The organism is Flavobacterium sp., assembly GCF_039930565.1.
Taxonomy (GTDB): Bacteria; Bacteroidota; Bacteroidia; order Flavobacteriales; family Flavobacteriaceae; genus Flavobacterium.
Genome location: NZ_JBDTTP010000014.1, coordinates 42920 through 60211, shown reverse-complemented (window position 1 = coordinate 60211; position 17292 = coordinate 42920). Strand labels below are relative to the sequence as shown.

Annotated in this window: 14 protein-coding genes and 1 pseudogene; 10 read left to right on the top strand and 5 right to left on the bottom strand. The window is 32.0% G+C overall.

Features of this window, described 5'->3' with window-relative positions; translation table 11 throughout:
* Positions 1-12 precede the first annotated feature (12 nt).
* Entirely contained in the window at positions 13-1014 is a 1002-nt protein-coding gene (locus ABI657_RS05865; RefSeq protein WP_348096309.1) for a type IX secretion system membrane protein PorP/SprF, read from the top strand.
* Between the two features lie 118 nt (positions 1015-1132).
* On the opposite strand, the gene ABI657_RS05860 is transcribed toward ABI657_RS05865, so the two are convergent.
* Positions 1133-1762 carry a hypothetical protein gene (locus ABI657_RS05860; protein ID WP_348096308.1) on the bottom strand — a complete coding sequence of 210 codons (630 nt, stop codon included), beginning with the start codon at positions 1760-1762 and terminating at the stop codon, positions 1133-1135.
* Between the two features lie 461 nt (positions 1763-2223).
* Here ABI657_RS05860 and ABI657_RS05855 point away from each other — a divergent pair, with 461 nt between their 5' ends.
* From ABI657_RS05855 to ABI657_RS05835, 5 genes and pseudogenes are all read left to right on the top strand, one after another.
* Positions 2224-3645 carry an RtcB family protein gene (locus ABI657_RS05855; RefSeq protein WP_348096307.1) on the top strand — a complete coding sequence of 474 codons (1422 nt, stop codon included), beginning with the start codon at positions 2224-2226 and terminating at the stop codon, positions 3643-3645.
* 267 nt (positions 3646-3912) lie between these two features.
* Positions 3913-4713 carry a TatD family hydrolase gene (locus tag ABI657_RS05850; RefSeq protein ID WP_348096306.1) on the top strand — a complete coding sequence of 267 codons (801 nt, stop codon included), beginning with the start codon at positions 3913-3915 and terminating at the stop codon, positions 4711-4713.
* Positions 4714-4890: 177 nt separating this feature from the next.
* Positions 4891-5640, top strand: a complete 750-nt coding sequence (locus tag ABI657_RS05845; protein ID WP_348096305.1) for a nucleotidyltransferase domain-containing protein — start codon at positions 4891-4893, stop codon at positions 5638-5640.
* A gap of 17 nt (positions 5641-5657) precedes the next feature.
* Positions 5658-8575: pseudogene (locus tag ABI657_RS05840) on the top strand (TrlF family AAA-like ATPase).
* A 4-nt stretch (positions 8576-8579) separates the two neighbouring features.
* The gene (locus tag ABI657_RS05835) at positions 8580-9638 is read left to right on the top strand and encodes a nucleotidyltransferase domain-containing protein (protein ID WP_348096304.1); all 1059 of its coding nucleotides are present in this window, start codon (positions 8580-8582) and stop codon (positions 9636-9638) included.
* 60 nt (positions 9639-9698) lie between these two features.
* Here the strand turns inward: ABI657_RS05835 and ABI657_RS05830 are convergent, their stop codons facing one another.
* Genes ABI657_RS05830 through ABI657_RS05815 form a run of 4 tightly spaced genes read right to left on the bottom strand, consistent with a single transcriptional unit; the run spans position 9699 to position 12453 of the window.
* Positions 9699-10493, bottom strand: a complete 795-nt coding sequence (locus ABI657_RS05830) for a histidine kinase (protein ID WP_348096303.1) — start codon at positions 10491-10493, stop codon at positions 9699-9701.
* Complete coding sequence (locus tag ABI657_RS05825) at positions 10490-11137, bottom strand: hypothetical protein (protein WP_348096302.1); 648 nt, start codon at positions 11135-11137, stop codon at positions 10490-10492. Before ABI657_RS05825 ends, ABI657_RS05830 begins: the two co-directional genes overlap by 4 nt.
* A gap of 3 nt (positions 11138-11140) precedes the next feature.
* Positions 11141-11818 (bottom strand): hypothetical protein, encoded by a 678-nt coding sequence (locus ABI657_RS05820; protein ID WP_348096301.1) that lies wholly within the window; start codon positions 11816-11818, stop codon positions 11141-11143.
* Between the two features lie 5 nt (positions 11819-11823).
* Positions 11824-12453 carry a response regulator transcription factor gene (locus ABI657_RS05815; RefSeq protein ID WP_348096300.1) on the bottom strand — a complete coding sequence of 210 codons (630 nt, stop codon included), beginning with the start codon at positions 12451-12453 and terminating at the stop codon, positions 11824-11826.
* Positions 12454-12679: 226 nt separating this feature from the next.
* On the opposite strand from ABI657_RS05815, the gene ABI657_RS05810 reads away from it, so the two are divergent.
* The 4 genes from ABI657_RS05810 (at position 12680) to ABI657_RS05795 (ending at position 17265) form a co-directional block, all read left to right on the top strand.
* Positions 12680-13963: a hypothetical protein gene (locus ABI657_RS05810; protein WP_348096299.1), complete on the top strand. Its 1284-nt coding sequence runs from the start codon at positions 12680-12682 to the stop codon at positions 13961-13963.
* A 102-nt stretch (positions 13964-14065) separates the two neighbouring features.
* Positions 14066-16036, top strand: a complete 1971-nt coding sequence (locus tag ABI657_RS05805; protein WP_348096298.1) for a hypothetical protein — start codon at positions 14066-14068, stop codon at positions 16034-16036.
* A gap of 64 nt (positions 16037-16100) precedes the next feature.
* Positions 16101-16496 carry a hypothetical protein gene (locus ABI657_RS05800; RefSeq protein ID WP_348096297.1) on the top strand — a complete coding sequence of 132 codons (396 nt, stop codon included), beginning with the start codon at positions 16101-16103 and terminating at the stop codon, positions 16494-16496.
* Between the two features lie 334 nt (positions 16497-16830).
* The gene (locus ABI657_RS05795; protein ID WP_348096296.1) at positions 16831-17265 is read left to right on the top strand and encodes a hypothetical protein; all 435 of its coding nucleotides are present in this window, start codon (positions 16831-16833) and stop codon (positions 17263-17265) included.
* The last annotated feature ends 27 nt before the right edge of the window (positions 17266-17292 follow it).

Below are 17292 nucleotides of genomic sequence, written 5' to 3'. Positions count from 1 at the left end.
AACAGGATTACAATGAAATTTAAACTATTTTTTATCATAATAATAGGTTGCTTTTTTTCTAAGGCAAGCGCGCAAGACCCCATTTTTACACAATATTTTTTAATTCCGGAAACTTTAAATCCCGGATTCTCAGGTTTCATGGAAACCACTTATGCCGGTATAATTCACCGCGAGCAATGGCCGGATCTTGATTTAAGGATTGATACAGATTATGCCTTTGTAAATACATGGAGCGAAAACTTAAATAGTGGTTTTGGCATCAGTGTGCTAAACCAAAGAGAAAATGTAACCCATTATAATTTTTCTGAAATTAATGCTAATTATGCTTACAGGGTGCGATTAAATGACAATTGGTATTTTAGGCCTGCAGTGGAAGTAGGTTTCGGAATAAAATCGTTTGCTTTCCAGAATTTGTTATTGGAAGATCAAATAAATATAGGAACCGGTGTTATAAACCCAAACTCAATTGATCCTGTATTATTAAACAGAAAAGTCAATTTTTTTGATGTTTCGGCAGGGATGGTTTTTAATACAGATGAAATCTGGATTGGCCTGTCGATGAAACATCTTAATAAGCCAAACATTGCATTCAGCTCTGAAGGAAATGTGCCTTTAAACACCTTTTTCTCGCTAAGTGCAGGCTATGAATTTCTTATTATAGATTATATAGATGTACTATTATTGCCGTATGAAACTAAGTTTTTTGTTACTTCAAATTATATGCAGCAAGGCCGCTATAATCGCTTTGATTTGGGAGCTTCCATCTTATTCGAAAAAATATTCTTCGGTGCTACAGCTGTTACAAATCCGGCTAAAAATGGAACCAATGGCGATTTACTGACATCTGTAAATTTATTTACCGGATTGCAGTACGAAAATTTGCGATTGGGATTATCTTACGATTTAAACACAACCAAAATAGGAAAAACCGGTGGCATTTATGAACTATCGCTAACGTACCAATTCGATTTGAGAAAAAAATGTTTCGGTTGTCCTAATTACTCAGGAAAATAAATTAAAGGCATTTGTATTTGTATCATTTGGGCGTGTCCCTACGGGTCGGGCTTTTCGTTGCAATCTTTTGTTTTTTAAAGAAAAAAACAAAAGGATTTCCACTGCAATCCCTCACGCTTTACGTTAATAGAGAAATCTCCTTTTCAATATTGGCTCTTGCTTTTTCTTCATATAAATTCCTGAATTCATTGGTTTGAAAAATAAATTCATTTTCCAAAAAATGTTTCAGGGCATTTGCGCGTCCGGGTTTGTATAGAAAATCAGGATAAATACGGTATTCTTTCCGAATCTGTTCAAAGTAGATTTTATAATCGTCCCAGTCTCTGGCAAGAATCTTCAAATCAAAATCAATCAGCCAATTGATATCTTCGTTGTCATTATGCTGATGCAGCTGAGTCGCCACAATAGTATCAAAAACCATTTTAGAATTTAAGTTGGCATCCTTCGGAAGAATTTTAATAGCATATTCAGCACTTTTCAGTTCATTATCTTTTTTGGAACTCACATAAATATAATCGTGATAAAAGATTGCATACAAGACTTCATTCGGAAACTGGAGTTGGTCTGAATACTTTTCATAACTATAAATCATATCCTGTATATGGGTCAGATTATGATAATGTCTTGATTTTTTCGAATAGGCTTTGTCTAAATCCAGCCAGTTTTTTATGATTTCGTTTTCTGGAAAATCAATATTTGTGAGCAATTCAATAAATTTTTCCTGTAAATTCATATCCTTTTTACTCAAATATAGAGTTTTTTACTGCGCAAAATAATTGCTTAGGACAGTATCTTAAAAGTGAACTTTTAAGATTGTAAGCATTGTTTTGTCATTTCGAAGAATGAGAAATCTCTGCAAGTAACTCCGTAACGAGAGTCAAATCCTTGTCGATTTTTTCGTGAAGATTTCTCATCTTCGAAATGACAAACTAAACGGAAATGTTTTTATGAAAATGATTCCCTAGCCCCGATAGAAGTGGAAATCCTTTTGTGTAATGAAATGCAACAAAAGATTGAAACGGATAGCGGGATTAGCTTCTGAAAAAATCTTCAAAATCTCCAAAATCAGCAAAATCAGCAAAATCTGCGTGAACAAAAAACTTTGCGCCTCTGCGACTTTGCGCGAAAATAATTAACAAGCAAAAAAAGACTGCGCAAAATAACTGCGCACTACAATACAATCTTTGTACTATCAAAATACAAAAAAACATGAAAACACAAATCAACGGATTTGAATTAATGGAATTAGGATTCCCACAAGGAACCATAATAGGAATCGCATTAAAAATAAACAGCAAGAGAAACGGGTTTACGCGTGATGAAATGATAACCAATTTCAAAAACGTCTTAGCAGCACCGGAAAATTATATAGAAGACGTGATTTTTAGCAAACTGGCTATTGCACTAATTGAAAAATCAAACGAAAAACCCAAAGATTTTATCGCTTTGAATCCAAATCCAAAAGCTTATATCGCTTACGGATTAGAACATATTGAGGACGGTGCCAGAAAACAAATGGAAGTTGCCATGCAGTTGCCGATTACCGTTGCCGGAGCTTTAATGCCCGATGCGCATCAGGGTTACGGACTACCCATTGGAGGAGTCTTGGCCACCAAAAACGCTATTATTCCGTATGGTGTTGGCGTTGATATTGGGTGTAGAATGGCATTGTCGGTTTATGATATTCCGGAAGCTTTTTACTTTGAAAACGAAGCTAAATTCAAAAGAGAATTAGTTGCACATTCTAAATTTGGAGCCGGACACGGTTTCCACGGACAGTATAAAGCAGATCACTCTGTTTTGGAGAATGATGCTTTTAATATGAATCCGTTTGTGAAAAACCTGAAAGATAAGGCCTGGTCGCAATTGGGTTCTTCGGGTGGTGGAAATCACTTTGTGGAATTCGGAATCATAGAGTTTGCCAAAGATGATGCGGTTTTGAATATCCCAAAAGGAAAATATGTCGCTTTGTTAACGCATTCCGGTTCACGCGGAATGGGCGCAACGATTGCCGGACATTATACCAAAATTGCCAAAGATGTTTGTAAGCTTCCTGAAGTCGCCAAAAATTTAGCGTATCTGGATATGAAAACCCAATTGGGTCAGGAATACTGGATGGCGATGAATTTGGCGGGAGATTACGCTTCGGCCTGTCATGAGATTATCCATAACAAAATGGAGAAAGCTTTGGGCGCCACAATTTTAGCCAAAGTCGAAAATCACCACAATTTTGCCTGGAAGGAAATCTGGAACGGCGAAGAAGTAATCGTACATAGAAAAGGAGCAACTCCGGCCGGAAAAGACGTGATGGGAATCATTCCGGGAAGTATGACAGCACCGGGATTTTTAGTGAGAGGAAAAGGCGAGGAGAACGCAATTAACTCCGCTTCGCACGGAGCAGGAAGACAAATGAGCCGAACTCAGGCCATTAAAACAATCACCAAAAATGAAATGAAAACCATTTTAAAAGATCATGGCGTAACGCTTATAGGTGCCGGTCTGGATGAAGCGCCAATGGCCTACAAAGATATTAATCAGGTGATGGCAGCCCAACAGGATTTGGTGGATGTTGTGGCGAAGTTTACACCCAAAATGGTCAGAATGGCTGATGATGGGAGTAGGGAGGATTAGATTTTTAGTCCAAAGTCCAAAGTGTTTTCTCGCATTTTGTGTCATTTCGACGTAAGGAGAAATCTTCGCAAGTAACTCCGCAACAAAAGTTCAAGCTTTGTCGAGCTTCTTACGGAGATTTCTCCTTACGTCGAAATGACAATATTGTGGTTAAATTTTTGCTTCACATTACCTTATCGACAAAAAAAACAAAAAATAAATAAAGGAGACAAAGAGGAAAAAACTTAAAATCTTAGCCTCTTAGAACCTTAGCAACTTTTAAAAAAAATGAAAACATACATAGATATAGGAATCAACCTAACCAATAAACAATTCCAAAACGACAAAGACGATGTCGTACAAGACGCTTTAGATGCCGACGTATCGCAAATGATCCTTACCGGAACAAGCGTAAGAAACAGCGAAGAATCCTCCAGAATTGCCAAACAATATCCGGGCGTTTTATATGCCACGGCGGGAATTCATCCACATGATGCGAAGAGTTTTGACAGTCAGAGTATTTCGAAACTTAGAAAATTATTAGAGCAGAAACATGTCGTTTCGGTAGGCGAGTGCGGACTCGATTTTGATCGTGATTTTTCGCCCAGAAATATTCAGGAAACGTGTTACAAAGCCCAATTAGAATTGGCGATTGAAGTTCAGAAGCCATTGTTCTTGCATGAAAGAGCGGCTTTTACCAGGTTTATGGAAATTACAAAAGACTATTTGCCACAATTGCCAAAAGCTGTTGTGCATTGTTTTACCGGAAGCCTGCCCGAAGCCAAAACCTATCTCGATAACGGATTCTATCTTGGTTTTACCGGAGCGATTTCAGACAGTAAACGTTTTGAACATTTAAAAGAAGTGATTCAGTACGTTCCGCTTGACCGAATGATGATTGAAACCGATGCGCCTTTTATGCTCCCTAAAAATGTTCCGAACAGTCTTTTGAAAAAATACCACGAAAGCCGTTGCGAACCTGCTTTTCTGCCTTATGTGGCCGGAACTATTGCGCAGTTTAAAGGAATTGCTTTAGATAAAGTAGCGGAAGAAACAACTATGAATGCTAAAATCTTTTTTGGGATTTAGATTCAAAAATGTAAAGACTCAAAAGACAAAGGATAAAGCTTAAATAAAAAGAATAAAAGAAAACTTTGCGACTTTGCGTCTTTGCGCGATTAAAAAAATATTTAATTAATCAGCTTTTAAATCACGTATTATTACTTGGATTAAAGCTTTTTTGTTTATTTACATTTGAAACCAGCCATGAAACAAAAAATACTCCAAAAAATAAAGGAAATAGAAAAACAGAAAGACGTAGAAATACTTTTTGCTGTAGAATCAGGAAGCCGTGCCTGGGGATTTGCTTCTCCGGACAGCGACTACGATATCCGTTTTATATACAAACACCAACCCGACTATTATTTGTCACTTTGGGAAAAACCTGATGTGATCGAATTCATGACCGAAGATGATCTCGATGGTTCCGGCTGGGATTTACGAAAAGCCGTAAAATTATTAGCAAAATCGAATGCACCTTTGATGGAATGGTTGTATTCGCCGGTTGTATATTTTGAGAACGAAGATTTCGCCGGACAAATGCGTAAGATAGCCACAGACTGTTTTTCGCCAATAGCCGTTTTGCACCATTATTTGGGAACCACAAAAAACTTTATGGAAGTCTGCGAAATGGAAGAAGTAAAACTAAAAAGTTATTTCTACGCCTTACGCACCGCTTTAGCCGGAAAATGGATTATAGAAGCCAATACTTTTCCGCCCGTAGCTTTTGCCGATATATTGCCAATTGCACCAAAACACATACAGGAAAAAATACTGGAATTACAACAAATAAAAGCCAGCCAAAACGAAACCTACTTACACCCAAAAGAAGCTTTGATAACTGATTTTTTGTTGGAAACGGTTAAGTTTAATCAGGAAAATGCGAGTACGTTGGGAAGTGGGAAGAAGATGAATGAGGAGTTGGATTTGTTTTTAAGGGGAATTATAAAATACTAACATATACTAACAGAATTATGAGTAATAGAGGTTCAGAATGGAGAAAATGGAATTTTCATGTTCATACTAAAGGAACAAATAAAAATAATCAATTTACTTCTGCGAGTATGGATGATTTTTTTTGTGCATTTTTTAAAAAAGCATTTCAGAATAAAATTGAAGCAATAGGTATAACTGATTATTTTTCGATTGATAGATATTTAGATACAATTAATTATGTTAAAGAAATAAATGGTAAAGTAGATAATGATTTTGGTGATAAACTTTTTTCTGATGATGAAATAGAATTTATTCAAAAAATATTCATTTTTCCAAATGTAGAGTTACGTATTTCCCCTATAACGAAAAAAGGAAAATTTATAAACTTACATTTTATATTTGATCCAAAAATTGTCGAAAACTTAAATAATGAATTTTTTAATAAGATTTGTAATGTTGATAATTATTTAATGAATTATCAAGGTATAAAGGATTATGGGAAACATATAAATCCATCATTAAATGAGGATCAATTTTATAAACATGGGATTGATAATTACAATATAGAATTTGGAAAAATTAAATCTTTACTGGAAACAAGCAAATTGATAAGAGATAATTCACTGATTGCAGTCAGTAGTAAATCGAATGATGGAGTTTCGGGGTTAAAAGATTATTATGAAGAATTTGAAAATGAAGGAGGGAGTCTATTAGGAACTGTTAAGTCAATTTATAAACTTACTAATATTATATTTTCAAATGCTCCTTCTGATAAGGAATATTTTTTAGGAAAAAAAACTTCCGAACAAGAAGTAATAGCTCACACAGGATCTTTAAAACCATGTATAATTGGGTGTGATTCTCATAGTGAAGACACATTATTTAATAGATTTACATGGGTAAAATCAGATTTAACTTTTGAGGGATTAAAACAGATATGTTATGAACCTGAACAAAGAGTTAAAATACAAAACGACAAGCCAGATTTTAAAGAAGATAAAGTAATTATTGATAAAGTTAAATTTATCTCTTTGAATAAAGTTTTTACGGATAATGAGATTTTTTTAAACCCAAATTTAAATGTTATTATAGGAGGGAAGTCTTCAGGTAAATCGATTTTCCTTTATTCTATTGCAAAGACATTATTAGTTGACGATACCATTTTAAAAAATGAAAATTCAGAAGAAAAATATAATTTAAGATTAATAGACTCTGATTTTAATTTTGAAATTACAACTACCGCTGGAATTACGCAAAAAATGTTTCGTCATATGGAAGAAAATTCTATTATTCCAGATATTAAATATATTCCACAAAATTATTTGGTAAAATTAGCTGAACCAGAAATAAACAAAAAAGGAAAATCCTTAAATAAATTAGTTCGTGATTTGATTAATGAAGACCAAGACTCAAAAGAGAATTATGATCACTTTATTAGGAATGTAAAACAAAATGATAAAGAACGAGATGATTTAATAAATAGGTATTTTGAACTTTTGGAAGAGGTATTGAAAAGTGAATCTGATTTAAAAACTAAGTCAAATAAAGAAGTTCTTGAAAAAAACATTAAATCTAATACAGAGAATGTAGAAAAATTAAATAAAGAATCGGGTTTAAGTGATGAGCAGATTGTTAAATATAAAGAAATTCAAATTAAGCTAGAATTTAACACGACTCAAAAAAGTAATTTTAACGATGATTTTGCTAATATTAATTCTAGTTTATCTGATTTAAAAAAACTTTCAAATGAAATATTAGAGAAGAAAAAGGAATTTATAGAAAAAATTAAAACAGAAAACATCAAACAACACTACATCAATAAATTGTCGTTTATTGATGATGTATATTCAAATATCTCAAAGATATTTGAAGAAATCGAAATTCAGACAGATGAAAATGGAAAAAGATTTTTTAAAAATGAAAATCTTTTAAAAAAGAATTTAATTTCCATTAACGAAGAAAAAGGAGTTTTAACAAAAGAATTAGAGCCTTATCAACAAAATGAAAAATTAAAAAAGCAAATTGAGGTTTTAAATCAATCAATCATAGATGATAAAAAATTATTGTCTGATATTGATTTTTTGAATAAGGCTATAGTAGATAAAAAAGCACTAATTGAGAATTGTCGCAAGGATATATTTAAGCTATTTAAAGAAAACTTTGATGAATATAATTATGTTATAAATGAACTAAAGAATAGAACTTTAGAGTTGAAGGTGATGGATTAAAAATAGATGGTATTGCTCAATTTAATTTCCCGAAATTTACTAAATATCTATACGAAATTAGTGATGGAAGAAAAGCTTCATACAATAATTATTCTATCTTAAACGAAGCTAATAAAGCTACTTCGCCAACAAACTTTGAAGAAATTATTCAACAAATTGAAAAAATATTTATTGACATAATTAATGGAGATTATTTTATTTTGGCAAAGTTTGGAAAAATACAAGCTATAAAAAAATTGCTCGATGATTATTTCTTTGATTATTGGAAAATAACTTATAAAGATGATAAATTAGGAGAAATGTCTACTGGAAAAGCGAGTTTCGTGATTTTAATGTTAATAATTGGTTTGAGTAAATCAAAAGCACCAATTTTAATTGATCAGCCTGAAGATAATTTAGATAATCGATCTATAACTTTGGATTTAGTTTATTATTTAAAAAATAAAAAATTGGAGAGACAGATTATTATTGTTACTCATAACGCAAATATAGTTGTCAATTCAGATGCTGAAAATGTGATTGTAGCAAATCAAAAAGGGCAGAATGAAATTGATTCTTCTAGTAAGTTTAAATTTGATTTAATAAATGGTGCAATCGAAAATACTATTGAAAAAAGATTAGAAGAAACTGATGTTTTAAAAAGTATGGGAATTCGAGAACATATTGCTGACATCGTTGAAGGAGGAAAAGAAGCCTTTAAAAAGCGTGAAGAAAAATATGGATTTTAAATCTATGACCATCCAAACTCTAAAATCCCAAAATCTAATCCTTTTCGAAGTAATTTCGGGCAGTAAATCGTTTGGGTTAAATACACCAACATCAGACACCGATATCAAAGGCGTTTATTATCTGCCTAAAGAAAAGTTCTTTGGGTTAGATTATATTCCGCAGATTGCTAATGAGACGAACGATGAGGTGTATTATGAGATTGGTCGTTTTGTAGAATTACTGCTGAAAAATAATCCCAATATTCTGGAGATTCTTGCTACTCCCGAAGATTGTATTTTGTACAAACATCCATTAATGGAAAATCTGAGAATAGAAGATTTTCTATCAAAATTGTGCAAAGATTCTTTTGCCGGCTATGCCGTTACGCAAATCAAAAAGGCGAGAGGTTTAAATAAGAAAATCGTAAATCCGATGGCAAAGGAAAAGAAAAGTCTTTTGGATTTTTGTTATGTTTTGAAAGGATATGAAACTATTTCTTTAGCTGCGTTTCTAATGGAGAATAAAATGAAGCAGGAACAATGCGGTCTGGTTAATTTACCCAACTCAAAAGGTATGTTTGCGATGTTTTATGACGAAAATAAAATTTTAGGCTACAAAGGCATTATTCAGAAAGAAAATTCCAATGAAGTGTCGCTTTCGTCGATTCCAAAAAGTGAAAAGTTAATCGGTTATTTATCCTGCAATCAGGATGGTTATTCAAAATACTGTAAAGAATACACAGAATATTGGAGTTGGATCGACAAACGCAACAAAGACCGCTACGATACCAATCAACAACACGGTAAAAATTACGACAGCAAAAACATGATGCACACGATCCGGCTTTTGCAAACAGCTGAGCAGATTCTTTCTACAGGAAAATTAAATATCAGGGTTTCCAATCGGGATGAATTATTAGACATAAAATCCGGAAACAAAGAATATGATGATTTACTCGAAATGGCTGATGATTTAATCGCTTCAATCGAAAATCAGTATCAAACTTCAACATTACCCGAAAAGCCAAATGAAGAAAAAGCGATTCAAACGCTGATTAAAATCCGGGAAGAATTATACCAATAAAAGAAAGAGTTTTTTAAAATAGAGAATCAGATTCAGTGATTTAAGGAAAATTTTAAATTTTTAATGCCTGAATGGGTATACAAATAACAAATGTGATCCTTTTTGAGCAGGAACAATCTCAAAAGTTCCATTGACAGCTTCCATCCGCAAAGACATATTGGTGATTCCATTTCCTTTTTGAAGAGTATCTGCTAATCCGATACCGTCATCAGTGATCGTGATTTTAAAAAAAGTATCGGTTTGCTCAAATTCGATAAGAATGTTATTCGCCTGACTGTGTTTGTACACGTTATGAACGGCTTCTTTAACTACTAAAAAAAGGTTTCGTCTTGCTTTTACAGGTAAATTGATTTCCTTTTTAATACTGTTCGAACTCAATTGTGAATGAATGGCGGTTTTATCCAAAAAGCGTTTGACATATAAATTAGTGTATTCTATAAAATTGCCAATAGTATCATTTTGTGAATTCAAACTCCAGAGAATTTCCCGCATGGCCAGATTCATATCTTCAGAAGTCGTTATAATGGCTTCCAGATCTTCTGTATAACTTTCGTCTGGCATTTTGTATTTTAAAAACTCAGCCTGAAGTTTTATGGCAGAAATTCCGGCGCCTAAATCATCATGCATATCCTGTGAAATCCTTTCTCTTTCTAACTGAATCGCTTTTTGACGTTCTAATTCTTTCTGCAGCAATTCATTTTTAAATTCACTTTCTTTTATCTGGTTCTCCTGCTGCTGGATCAATTGTTTTTTATTGTAAACAAATACTACCATAATAATAAAACACACAAAAAGAAGCATCACAATAATGGCAATGATATAAGTGAGTTTTATTTCGTGTGGGAGTTGGCTCATTTATTTAGATTTTTTGCTATTGTTTCGTATTTCATAAGAGCATAATAAAATAAAGCATACATAATTAAATTTACTACCGAGCCTATTTTTCTTAGGATGCTTAAGAAAAACTGATCTTCTTTTTCGAATAGATACATGGGCGTAAATCTAAAAATGATATAAGTACTCCAAAAAAGTAAAGCGGTCGAAATCCAGAAATTAGGATCATTTGTAATTTTACCCTGAACAGGAAGTTTTAATTTTTGGAAAAACCATAAAATCGCACTGAAAATATAGAACAGCGCTACTAAAATTCCTAATTGAGGTAAAAATTGTTGGCTTAGAAAATCAACAAAAAATAAAAGATATAATAGAAGAATTAAAGAGGCGAAAATCCCAATTCGCTTAAAAATTCCAATATATATTCTGGAGAAATAAATTCCAAAAAAGAGAATACAAATTATAGCATAAACATTGAAATAAACAGCAAAGTCAAATTGCTTCAAATGCGTTTTAGTTATTCCAAAGATTTCTAAACCTAGTGTAATAACTAAATAAATCACCAAAAAGTTTTGGGCTTTAAGTGAATACTTAAAACCCAAAACTATGGCTTTACTTGTTGTTATGGTCAAACAACTGAGGTACAAAAGTAGTAATCCCTCCATCTTTTAAGGATAAACGGTTCCAAAGTCGTGACCAATGCTGGTTATGTCTTTTTTATTTGATTCCTCATTTATTATTGTATGAACACTGATACCAACTCGATCATTCATATCAGGATTATAAGTATAATTTTTAAAAATGATTAGATTCATCATAATTCCGGTTATGTTAAAACAATTAGATAATAAATTTTTAATTATATATCTCAATACATCATCAATATCGTATTTAATATATTGTGTATTCGTTTTTTTTGTATAATTATCAATTTCAGTTAATTTGTTTTTATTAAAAGCTATTTTATACGTTTGAAAGTCAGCTTTATTGACTTTCAAAAACAAATCGTTGCGTATAATCCAAAAGTAGTCTAGGTCATTTTTAATTGTACCATCTCCAATTTCATCTTTTATAGAAAAAGAGACACCAATATTTAAATCTAAATCCTGTGATTCCTGAATTAAGTGGATTTTTAAATACTTAGCACCAAGTTCATAAGCCTGAAAAATTAATTTTGTAAAACTATTTTTCTCTATAAAAATTCTCTTTTTAATAGTTACTTTTTTACGTAGTTGTTCAAATTCATTGTCATATTTTATTTGATCTTCTAAACCAATTCGTTCAATAAATGGTTCTAATTCAGGAAATAAAAATTCGTAAAGTTTTTGTAATTCTTCAAATTCCATAATTTCTAGTTTTTAGTGTTAAACTTATTAATTGCTTCAATTTTGTTACTTACCTGTAATTTTCTATAGATATTACCAATGTGTTTTTTGATGGTATCAATTGTGACATTTTTTTTATCGGCAATTTCTTTGTATAGAAGTCCCTGCGCTAGCAATTCGAGAACTTCTTTTTCGGTTACAGTCAGTAACGATAAGGTTTGTACTTGTACTTTTGATTCCTGAAAATGTTGTAAAATACGTCTCGCAATCGCAAAACTCATTGGCGCACCTCCGTTGTGTGCTTCCAGAATCGCCTGAATGATTTTGTCCAAAGGATCTCCTTTTACAAGATAACCACTCGCACCTGCACGCAAAGCTGAAAAGATTTTTTCGTCATTTTCAAAACTGGTACACATTACGAAAGTTGTACCGGGCATTAATTCTGTCAGTTTAAAAACAATATCAATACCTGATAAATCCTGCAGCTGAATATCCATTAAAACCACGTCTGGTTCGAGGGCTTCCAATTTTTGCAGAGCATTTTTACCATTAAAAAATTGAGCGATGCATTCCATATCCTGTTGGAAATCGATGATGTTTTTTAAGGCCTGATTGTAATTTTTATCATCTTCTACTATGGCTACTCTTATTTTCATGGTGTTACATTTTCTTTTACAAAGTTGTGCAATAAGCTCATTAAGCGCAATTACCCTTTTGGGTGATATTTGAAATTAAGCCGAAACTGGATATAAATTTTAACATTTAATAAACTTACAAAAAAAAGATAAGAATGTAAGAAAATTAAATATCACCCAAAAGGGTAATTGATTGGTATGTAGTTCAGTAAATACATTTGACAGATAACTAAAAACATTAGAAATCATGAAAACAAAATTAATTACCCTTTGTTTATTTTTTGGAATTATTGGCTATAGCCAAGTAGACACTAAGATTATAACAGTCGATCTGAGTAAGCCGCACAAAAAAAGTATAACAGTTTATACAGATTCTTTAACTATAGCTTTGGATAGTAGTAAATGGCTTTCTGCAAAATCCAGAGAAATGATTTCTGTCAAATTAATAAATGGGAATGCTTTTAAGTATAATTATAAAATTGATACCAAAGACATTTCTTTTTTTAATGATCAAAGTGCTGCTAAAGAAAAAACAAAAACAGAAGCAAAAATAAGTGCAGACAGTACATTCAAGCTATTGTCTTCTTTTCCCGATAGAGATAAAATGTTCATTAAAAGCATTATTGATAAAAATCAGGAATTAAGTCAAAGTATTGACAGCTTAAGTTATGAGGTGAAGAATTTTTACGGAATTTTAAAGCAAAAACACACACTTCAAGAAAAAGATTATGTTCAAAGAAAAGATTTCCTAAATAAGGGAAAAGAACAGTTGCAAAAAAGTTATGAATTATTAAATGCTTTAGAGCAGTTTAATGATAATCTGCAATATGAAACCGTAAAAAATAGTGTAATTGAAACAAGAGAGAAAGCCGAAAAAAGCATTGATTCAATTATTGAAAAATTCTACAGTATTAATTTGGATGTTTATACACCGCCGTTAGATATACAAGGCAAAAATATTGATGTTGTAGAATTTAAATTAAGACGTTTTGATAAAGAAACAAAAGAAGAAGATCTGGATTTCGCACCAACACCTTACAATATCTGGATAAAAAACGGTTTAAAAATAGATGTTAGCGCCGGAATATTTTTTGCTTCGCTTTATGATTCTGAGTATGACAAAAGAGACGATCCTGCAATTGAGGGTAACAAAATAATCATGCTAAAAAATAGTGGAGATTATGATATGGCATTTGGTTCTACCATAAATACTTATGTCCGAATGAATTCCTGGATTGTTCCAACACTTAATTTTGGGGCAGTAATAACTCAAAACGAGAAGCTGCAAATACTTCTAGGCGGTGGAGTCATATTAGGAAAGCAGGAACGCATTATTTTTTCAGCAGGTATTTCTATGGGAAAAGTAGACAGGATTGCAGATGGATATCAAGTTGGCAGTTCTTATAATCTGGGTGACTCTGGCACTATACCTACACAAAGCCAATTCAAATTCGGACATTTTTTCGGGATAACGTACAACTTATCTAAAGTTAAGAAAATAAGTCTGGATAAAGGAATTGAAGAAAATTAATTACTGCAAACGACCTTCGAATTAAAAAAACTGCTAAGTAGGTCTTTCTAAATAAGTTTTGAAAACAACACGGACAATTTCTAATCATCAAAATCAATTTTTATGAAATACACTAAATACCTTTCGATATTTGTAGCTGCAATTGTATTTACAAGTTGCAAACCTCTAAAAACGGCTATAAATAATCAATTTCCTCCACTTTCTACAATTGATCAACAATATGCATCTATTGAAAGAAACCTTGTAGAAATATCGGACTTTGAACCACATGTAGGAATAAATATTAATAAAGATATTATCCTAAAATATTTACCTATAGAAATCAAAAATGAAGCGGAATCAATCGATGATGAAAACATTATAATTCAAAATATTGAGCCAAAAGTATATTTGGACAAGCAAGGTATTCTTATTGAAGCTGATTTTTCAATCCTTATTCCAAAAAATGATGTAGAAATTAAAATTTTAAATGAAAATGCAAAAATAAAAATTCCAAAGGAAAGCATAGAAATCAAAGGTTATTTAAAAGGTTTGACTGCTGTTTCAACTAAATCAGATTCCTTATATTTAAGAAGTGCATTAAATTCGTTAAAAGTAGAGAGCATAAAATTTACGAAAAAACCAAAATTACCAAAAGAAACTTTAGCAAAATTAATTTCTCCAATTCTTAAAAAGTACATTGAAAATTTAAATGGGGCTTTTTTAAAGAAACCAACAGTAATATATACTGGCTGGGGCGAGACTTATAAAGTGAGCCTCAAAAAAATGTTTAAAGACCCTAACATAGAGGTTATAGCAGACTCATTAACAGCAACTCGATTTATTAAGAAATCTTGCATTCGTATAAAATCTGATGGCATTTCAGTAATGATTCAATTAATGAAAGATAAACCAATAATGGATACATTAACTACTGCAGCTATTACTCAGAAAACTAATCCAGAATTGACAAAGATATTTAATGCATTCAATGAAAAATATGATAGCACGTGGATAAGCATTTTTGAACCTATTGATATAAAACATTTAGCCGTTACAAATATTAGCAAATCAGAAATTTCAAATATTTTAAATGAGACTTTATCTAAGCAAATAATTTTGAAACAAAATTTCATTATTCCTGAGGCGACATTTAATGAAAAATTAGAAGTAGAAAAAGCAGACATTGATTGTCAAAAAGTAAGAACTGATTTTAATTATCCTAATTTTAATGGAGATAGCTGTGATTGGGATTGTATGCATACGATAAAAGTTGGAATTTGTCCATTCTGCAAAAAAGTAAAACTGGAAGATCCCGCATGCGCCGCATCACGAATAGTATGTAGAATAAGAGTAGAAGCAGAACGAATAGCGTGGCAAACCGCTCGTGAAACTGCCCGCATTGCTCGTCAAGTAGAAAATGAAGCAAAAGTAGGTGCATGTAATATTTGGAGAGAAACGACAGGTATTTTAGCTTTAGGGAGATTTAAAGGGAATATATCAGGAAGTGGAAATGCAACTATTAATCTTACATCTTTTAATTTTAATTCTGACCTTTCAGAAATTACGCTAAAATATTCTGGAGGAGTTGATGCAAAATTAAAAGCTAATTTGGAATTAAAACCAATTGATTTAGGGAATATCTTTTTTTGCTATACCAATTACGATAAAAACATCTCCAGCAATATAAATGTAGATGTTCCCGAAACCACATCAAAAATATCGATTACTCCAAGACAAGAAGGAGAAAATTTACTTTTAAACATTAAAGTAGATAAAGTTCGATATCATGCATCAATAAATCCTAGTCCATTACATAGTTTGCTTTTAGACCCTGAATTCCACTTAAAATGCCCTATAAGTAAATTATTAAATTTGGGTGTTACAGGTGCTTACACTAGTAGATTTTTAGGCATGGTTAAATTGGCACCCGAGCAGGAGTTATTACTATTGGGAAAAGTAAGTGGTAGTTATGGTATTGATGCTATCGAAATACCATTTAAACCCATTACTTTCAAAATAAATGGAGAGAAAAAAAAATCTTTAATATTTTGGAATAACAAATCATTCCAGTTTGCATATTTAAAACCTTGAAGAATAAATAAACATAACAATTCTTTTATACAAACGCGACGAGATATAACTAAAAAAAAGCACTATGAAAAAAATTGATTTAAATAACCCTAAACTAAGAGGTAAATATTATAAAACTAACATTGAAGAAACGGAATTCTCTATACCTCCACGAGATTTTTTAGAGATGGGAATTCAAAAAGCTGATGATGATTTAAGTCTATTTATTTGTAATAATACTGGATGCAATAATCAAGTTAAAATTATAGACCGGGGAAATGCAGAATACGCATGGTATTATTTAGACAATGTTTCGAATAGAGACGCTACAATTACCATTGAAAGAAGATGGATATATCAAGGTTCTTGGCAACGTGAAACGGCACAATGTAGATTATATCCCGGAGAAACAAGGGAGGTTTTTAGTTTTCCAAGAAATCAAAATCCGATGTGTTGTATTGTAGTTTGTACAATAACATAATTATATATTATATCAAAAAAGAACAAGATTATTTGAGTAGAAATGACAGATGATTTAATCACTTCAATAAAAAATCATTATCAAAATCAACTTGCCCGAAAAAAGACAGATGAGGTAAAAAAAACACTCAAATCATATCAAATTCGAGAAGGATTACAGCCTTAAAAACCCAAACCCCGCAAATACCAATTGGCGGGGTATTTTTTTGGAATCAATTTTTAATTTTATTGAAGGTAGGTTGAAATAATTTTTTAACAGTTAAAATATGTCATTTTAATGTAGGTTTAATTTGAATTTATTACTTTACCTATCCGGAAATTATAATTAGAATCAAATGAATATTACTATATCAGTCAGGCAGTTAGGGAAAAAGCAGCCCCTTCTTCAGGATAAAAAAATTCAGATCGCTACAGGAAATCCTACCATTAGTACCCAAAATCTTATTGAACTGGTGGTTGATTATCAGGTACAATTGTTTCATGCTTCTTCGTTTGAGTTTGAAGATGAAGACAAAATCCATCTTCCCAAAGAAAATTATTTACCTATTTTGACCGATACCGGAAAAGTAGGTTTTGGTGCGATTTATAACCACAACAAAGTAGATTTGGCAAAAGCGCAGGAAACGGCCCTTCAGGCGTTTGAAGACGGAATGTACGCGATCTTTTATGGCGATGATCAGCTGGAAAATCTAAATCAGGAAATCAACCTCGAAGAAAATCAACCGCTGACGTTTATCAGGCTGACGTTTTTGGCGGGAAGTTATTGGTAGTTTTTCAATGGCAAAAATTAATTGCAA

What these genes read in the sequence shown, in the direction of transcription:
- ABI657_RS05855 (WP_348096307.1), top strand. Translation starts at nt 2,224, where the DNA reads ATGAAAACACAAATCAACGGATTTGAATTAATGGAATTAGGATTCCCA.
- ABI657_RS05830 (WP_348096303.1), bottom strand. Translation starts at nt 10,493, where the DNA reads ATGAGCCAACTCCCACACGAAATAAAACTCACTTATATCATTGCCATT.
- ABI657_RS05805 (WP_348096298.1), top strand. Translation starts at nt 14,066, where the DNA reads ATGAAATACACTAAATACCTTTCGATATTTGTAGCTGCAATTGTATTT.
- ABI657_RS05810 (WP_348096299.1), top strand. Translation starts at nt 12,680, where the DNA reads ATGAAAACAAAATTAATTACCCTTTGTTTATTTTTTGGAATTATTGGC.
- ABI657_RS05865 (WP_348096309.1), top strand. Translation starts at nt 13, where the DNA reads ATGAAATTTAAACTATTTTTTATCATAATAATAGGTTGCTTTTTTTCT.
- ABI657_RS05825 (WP_348096302.1), bottom strand. Translation starts at nt 11,137, where the DNA reads ATGGAGGGATTACTACTTTTGTACCTCAGTTGTTTGACCATAACAACA.
- ABI657_RS05815 (WP_348096300.1), bottom strand. Translation starts at nt 12,453, where the DNA reads ATGAAAATAAGAGTAGCCATAGTAGAAGATGATAAAAATTACAATCAG.
- ABI657_RS05820 (WP_348096301.1), bottom strand. Translation starts at nt 11,818, where the DNA reads ATGGAATTTGAAGAATTACAAAAACTTTACGAATTTTTATTTCCTGAA.
- ABI657_RS05800 (WP_348096297.1), top strand. Translation starts at nt 16,101, where the DNA reads ATGAAAAAAATTGATTTAAATAACCCTAAACTAAGAGGTAAATATTAT.
- ABI657_RS05835 (WP_348096304.1), top strand. Translation starts at nt 8,580, where the DNA reads ATGACCATCCAAACTCTAAAATCCCAAAATCTAATCCTTTTCGAAGTA.
- ABI657_RS05850 (WP_348096306.1), top strand. Translation starts at nt 3,913, where the DNA reads ATGAAAACATACATAGATATAGGAATCAACCTAACCAATAAACAATTC.
- ABI657_RS05795 (WP_348096296.1), top strand. Translation starts at nt 16,831, where the DNA reads ATGAATATTACTATATCAGTCAGGCAGTTAGGGAAAAAGCAGCCCCTT.
- ABI657_RS05845 (WP_348096305.1), top strand. Translation starts at nt 4,891, where the DNA reads ATGAAACAAAAAATACTCCAAAAAATAAAGGAAATAGAAAAACAGAAA.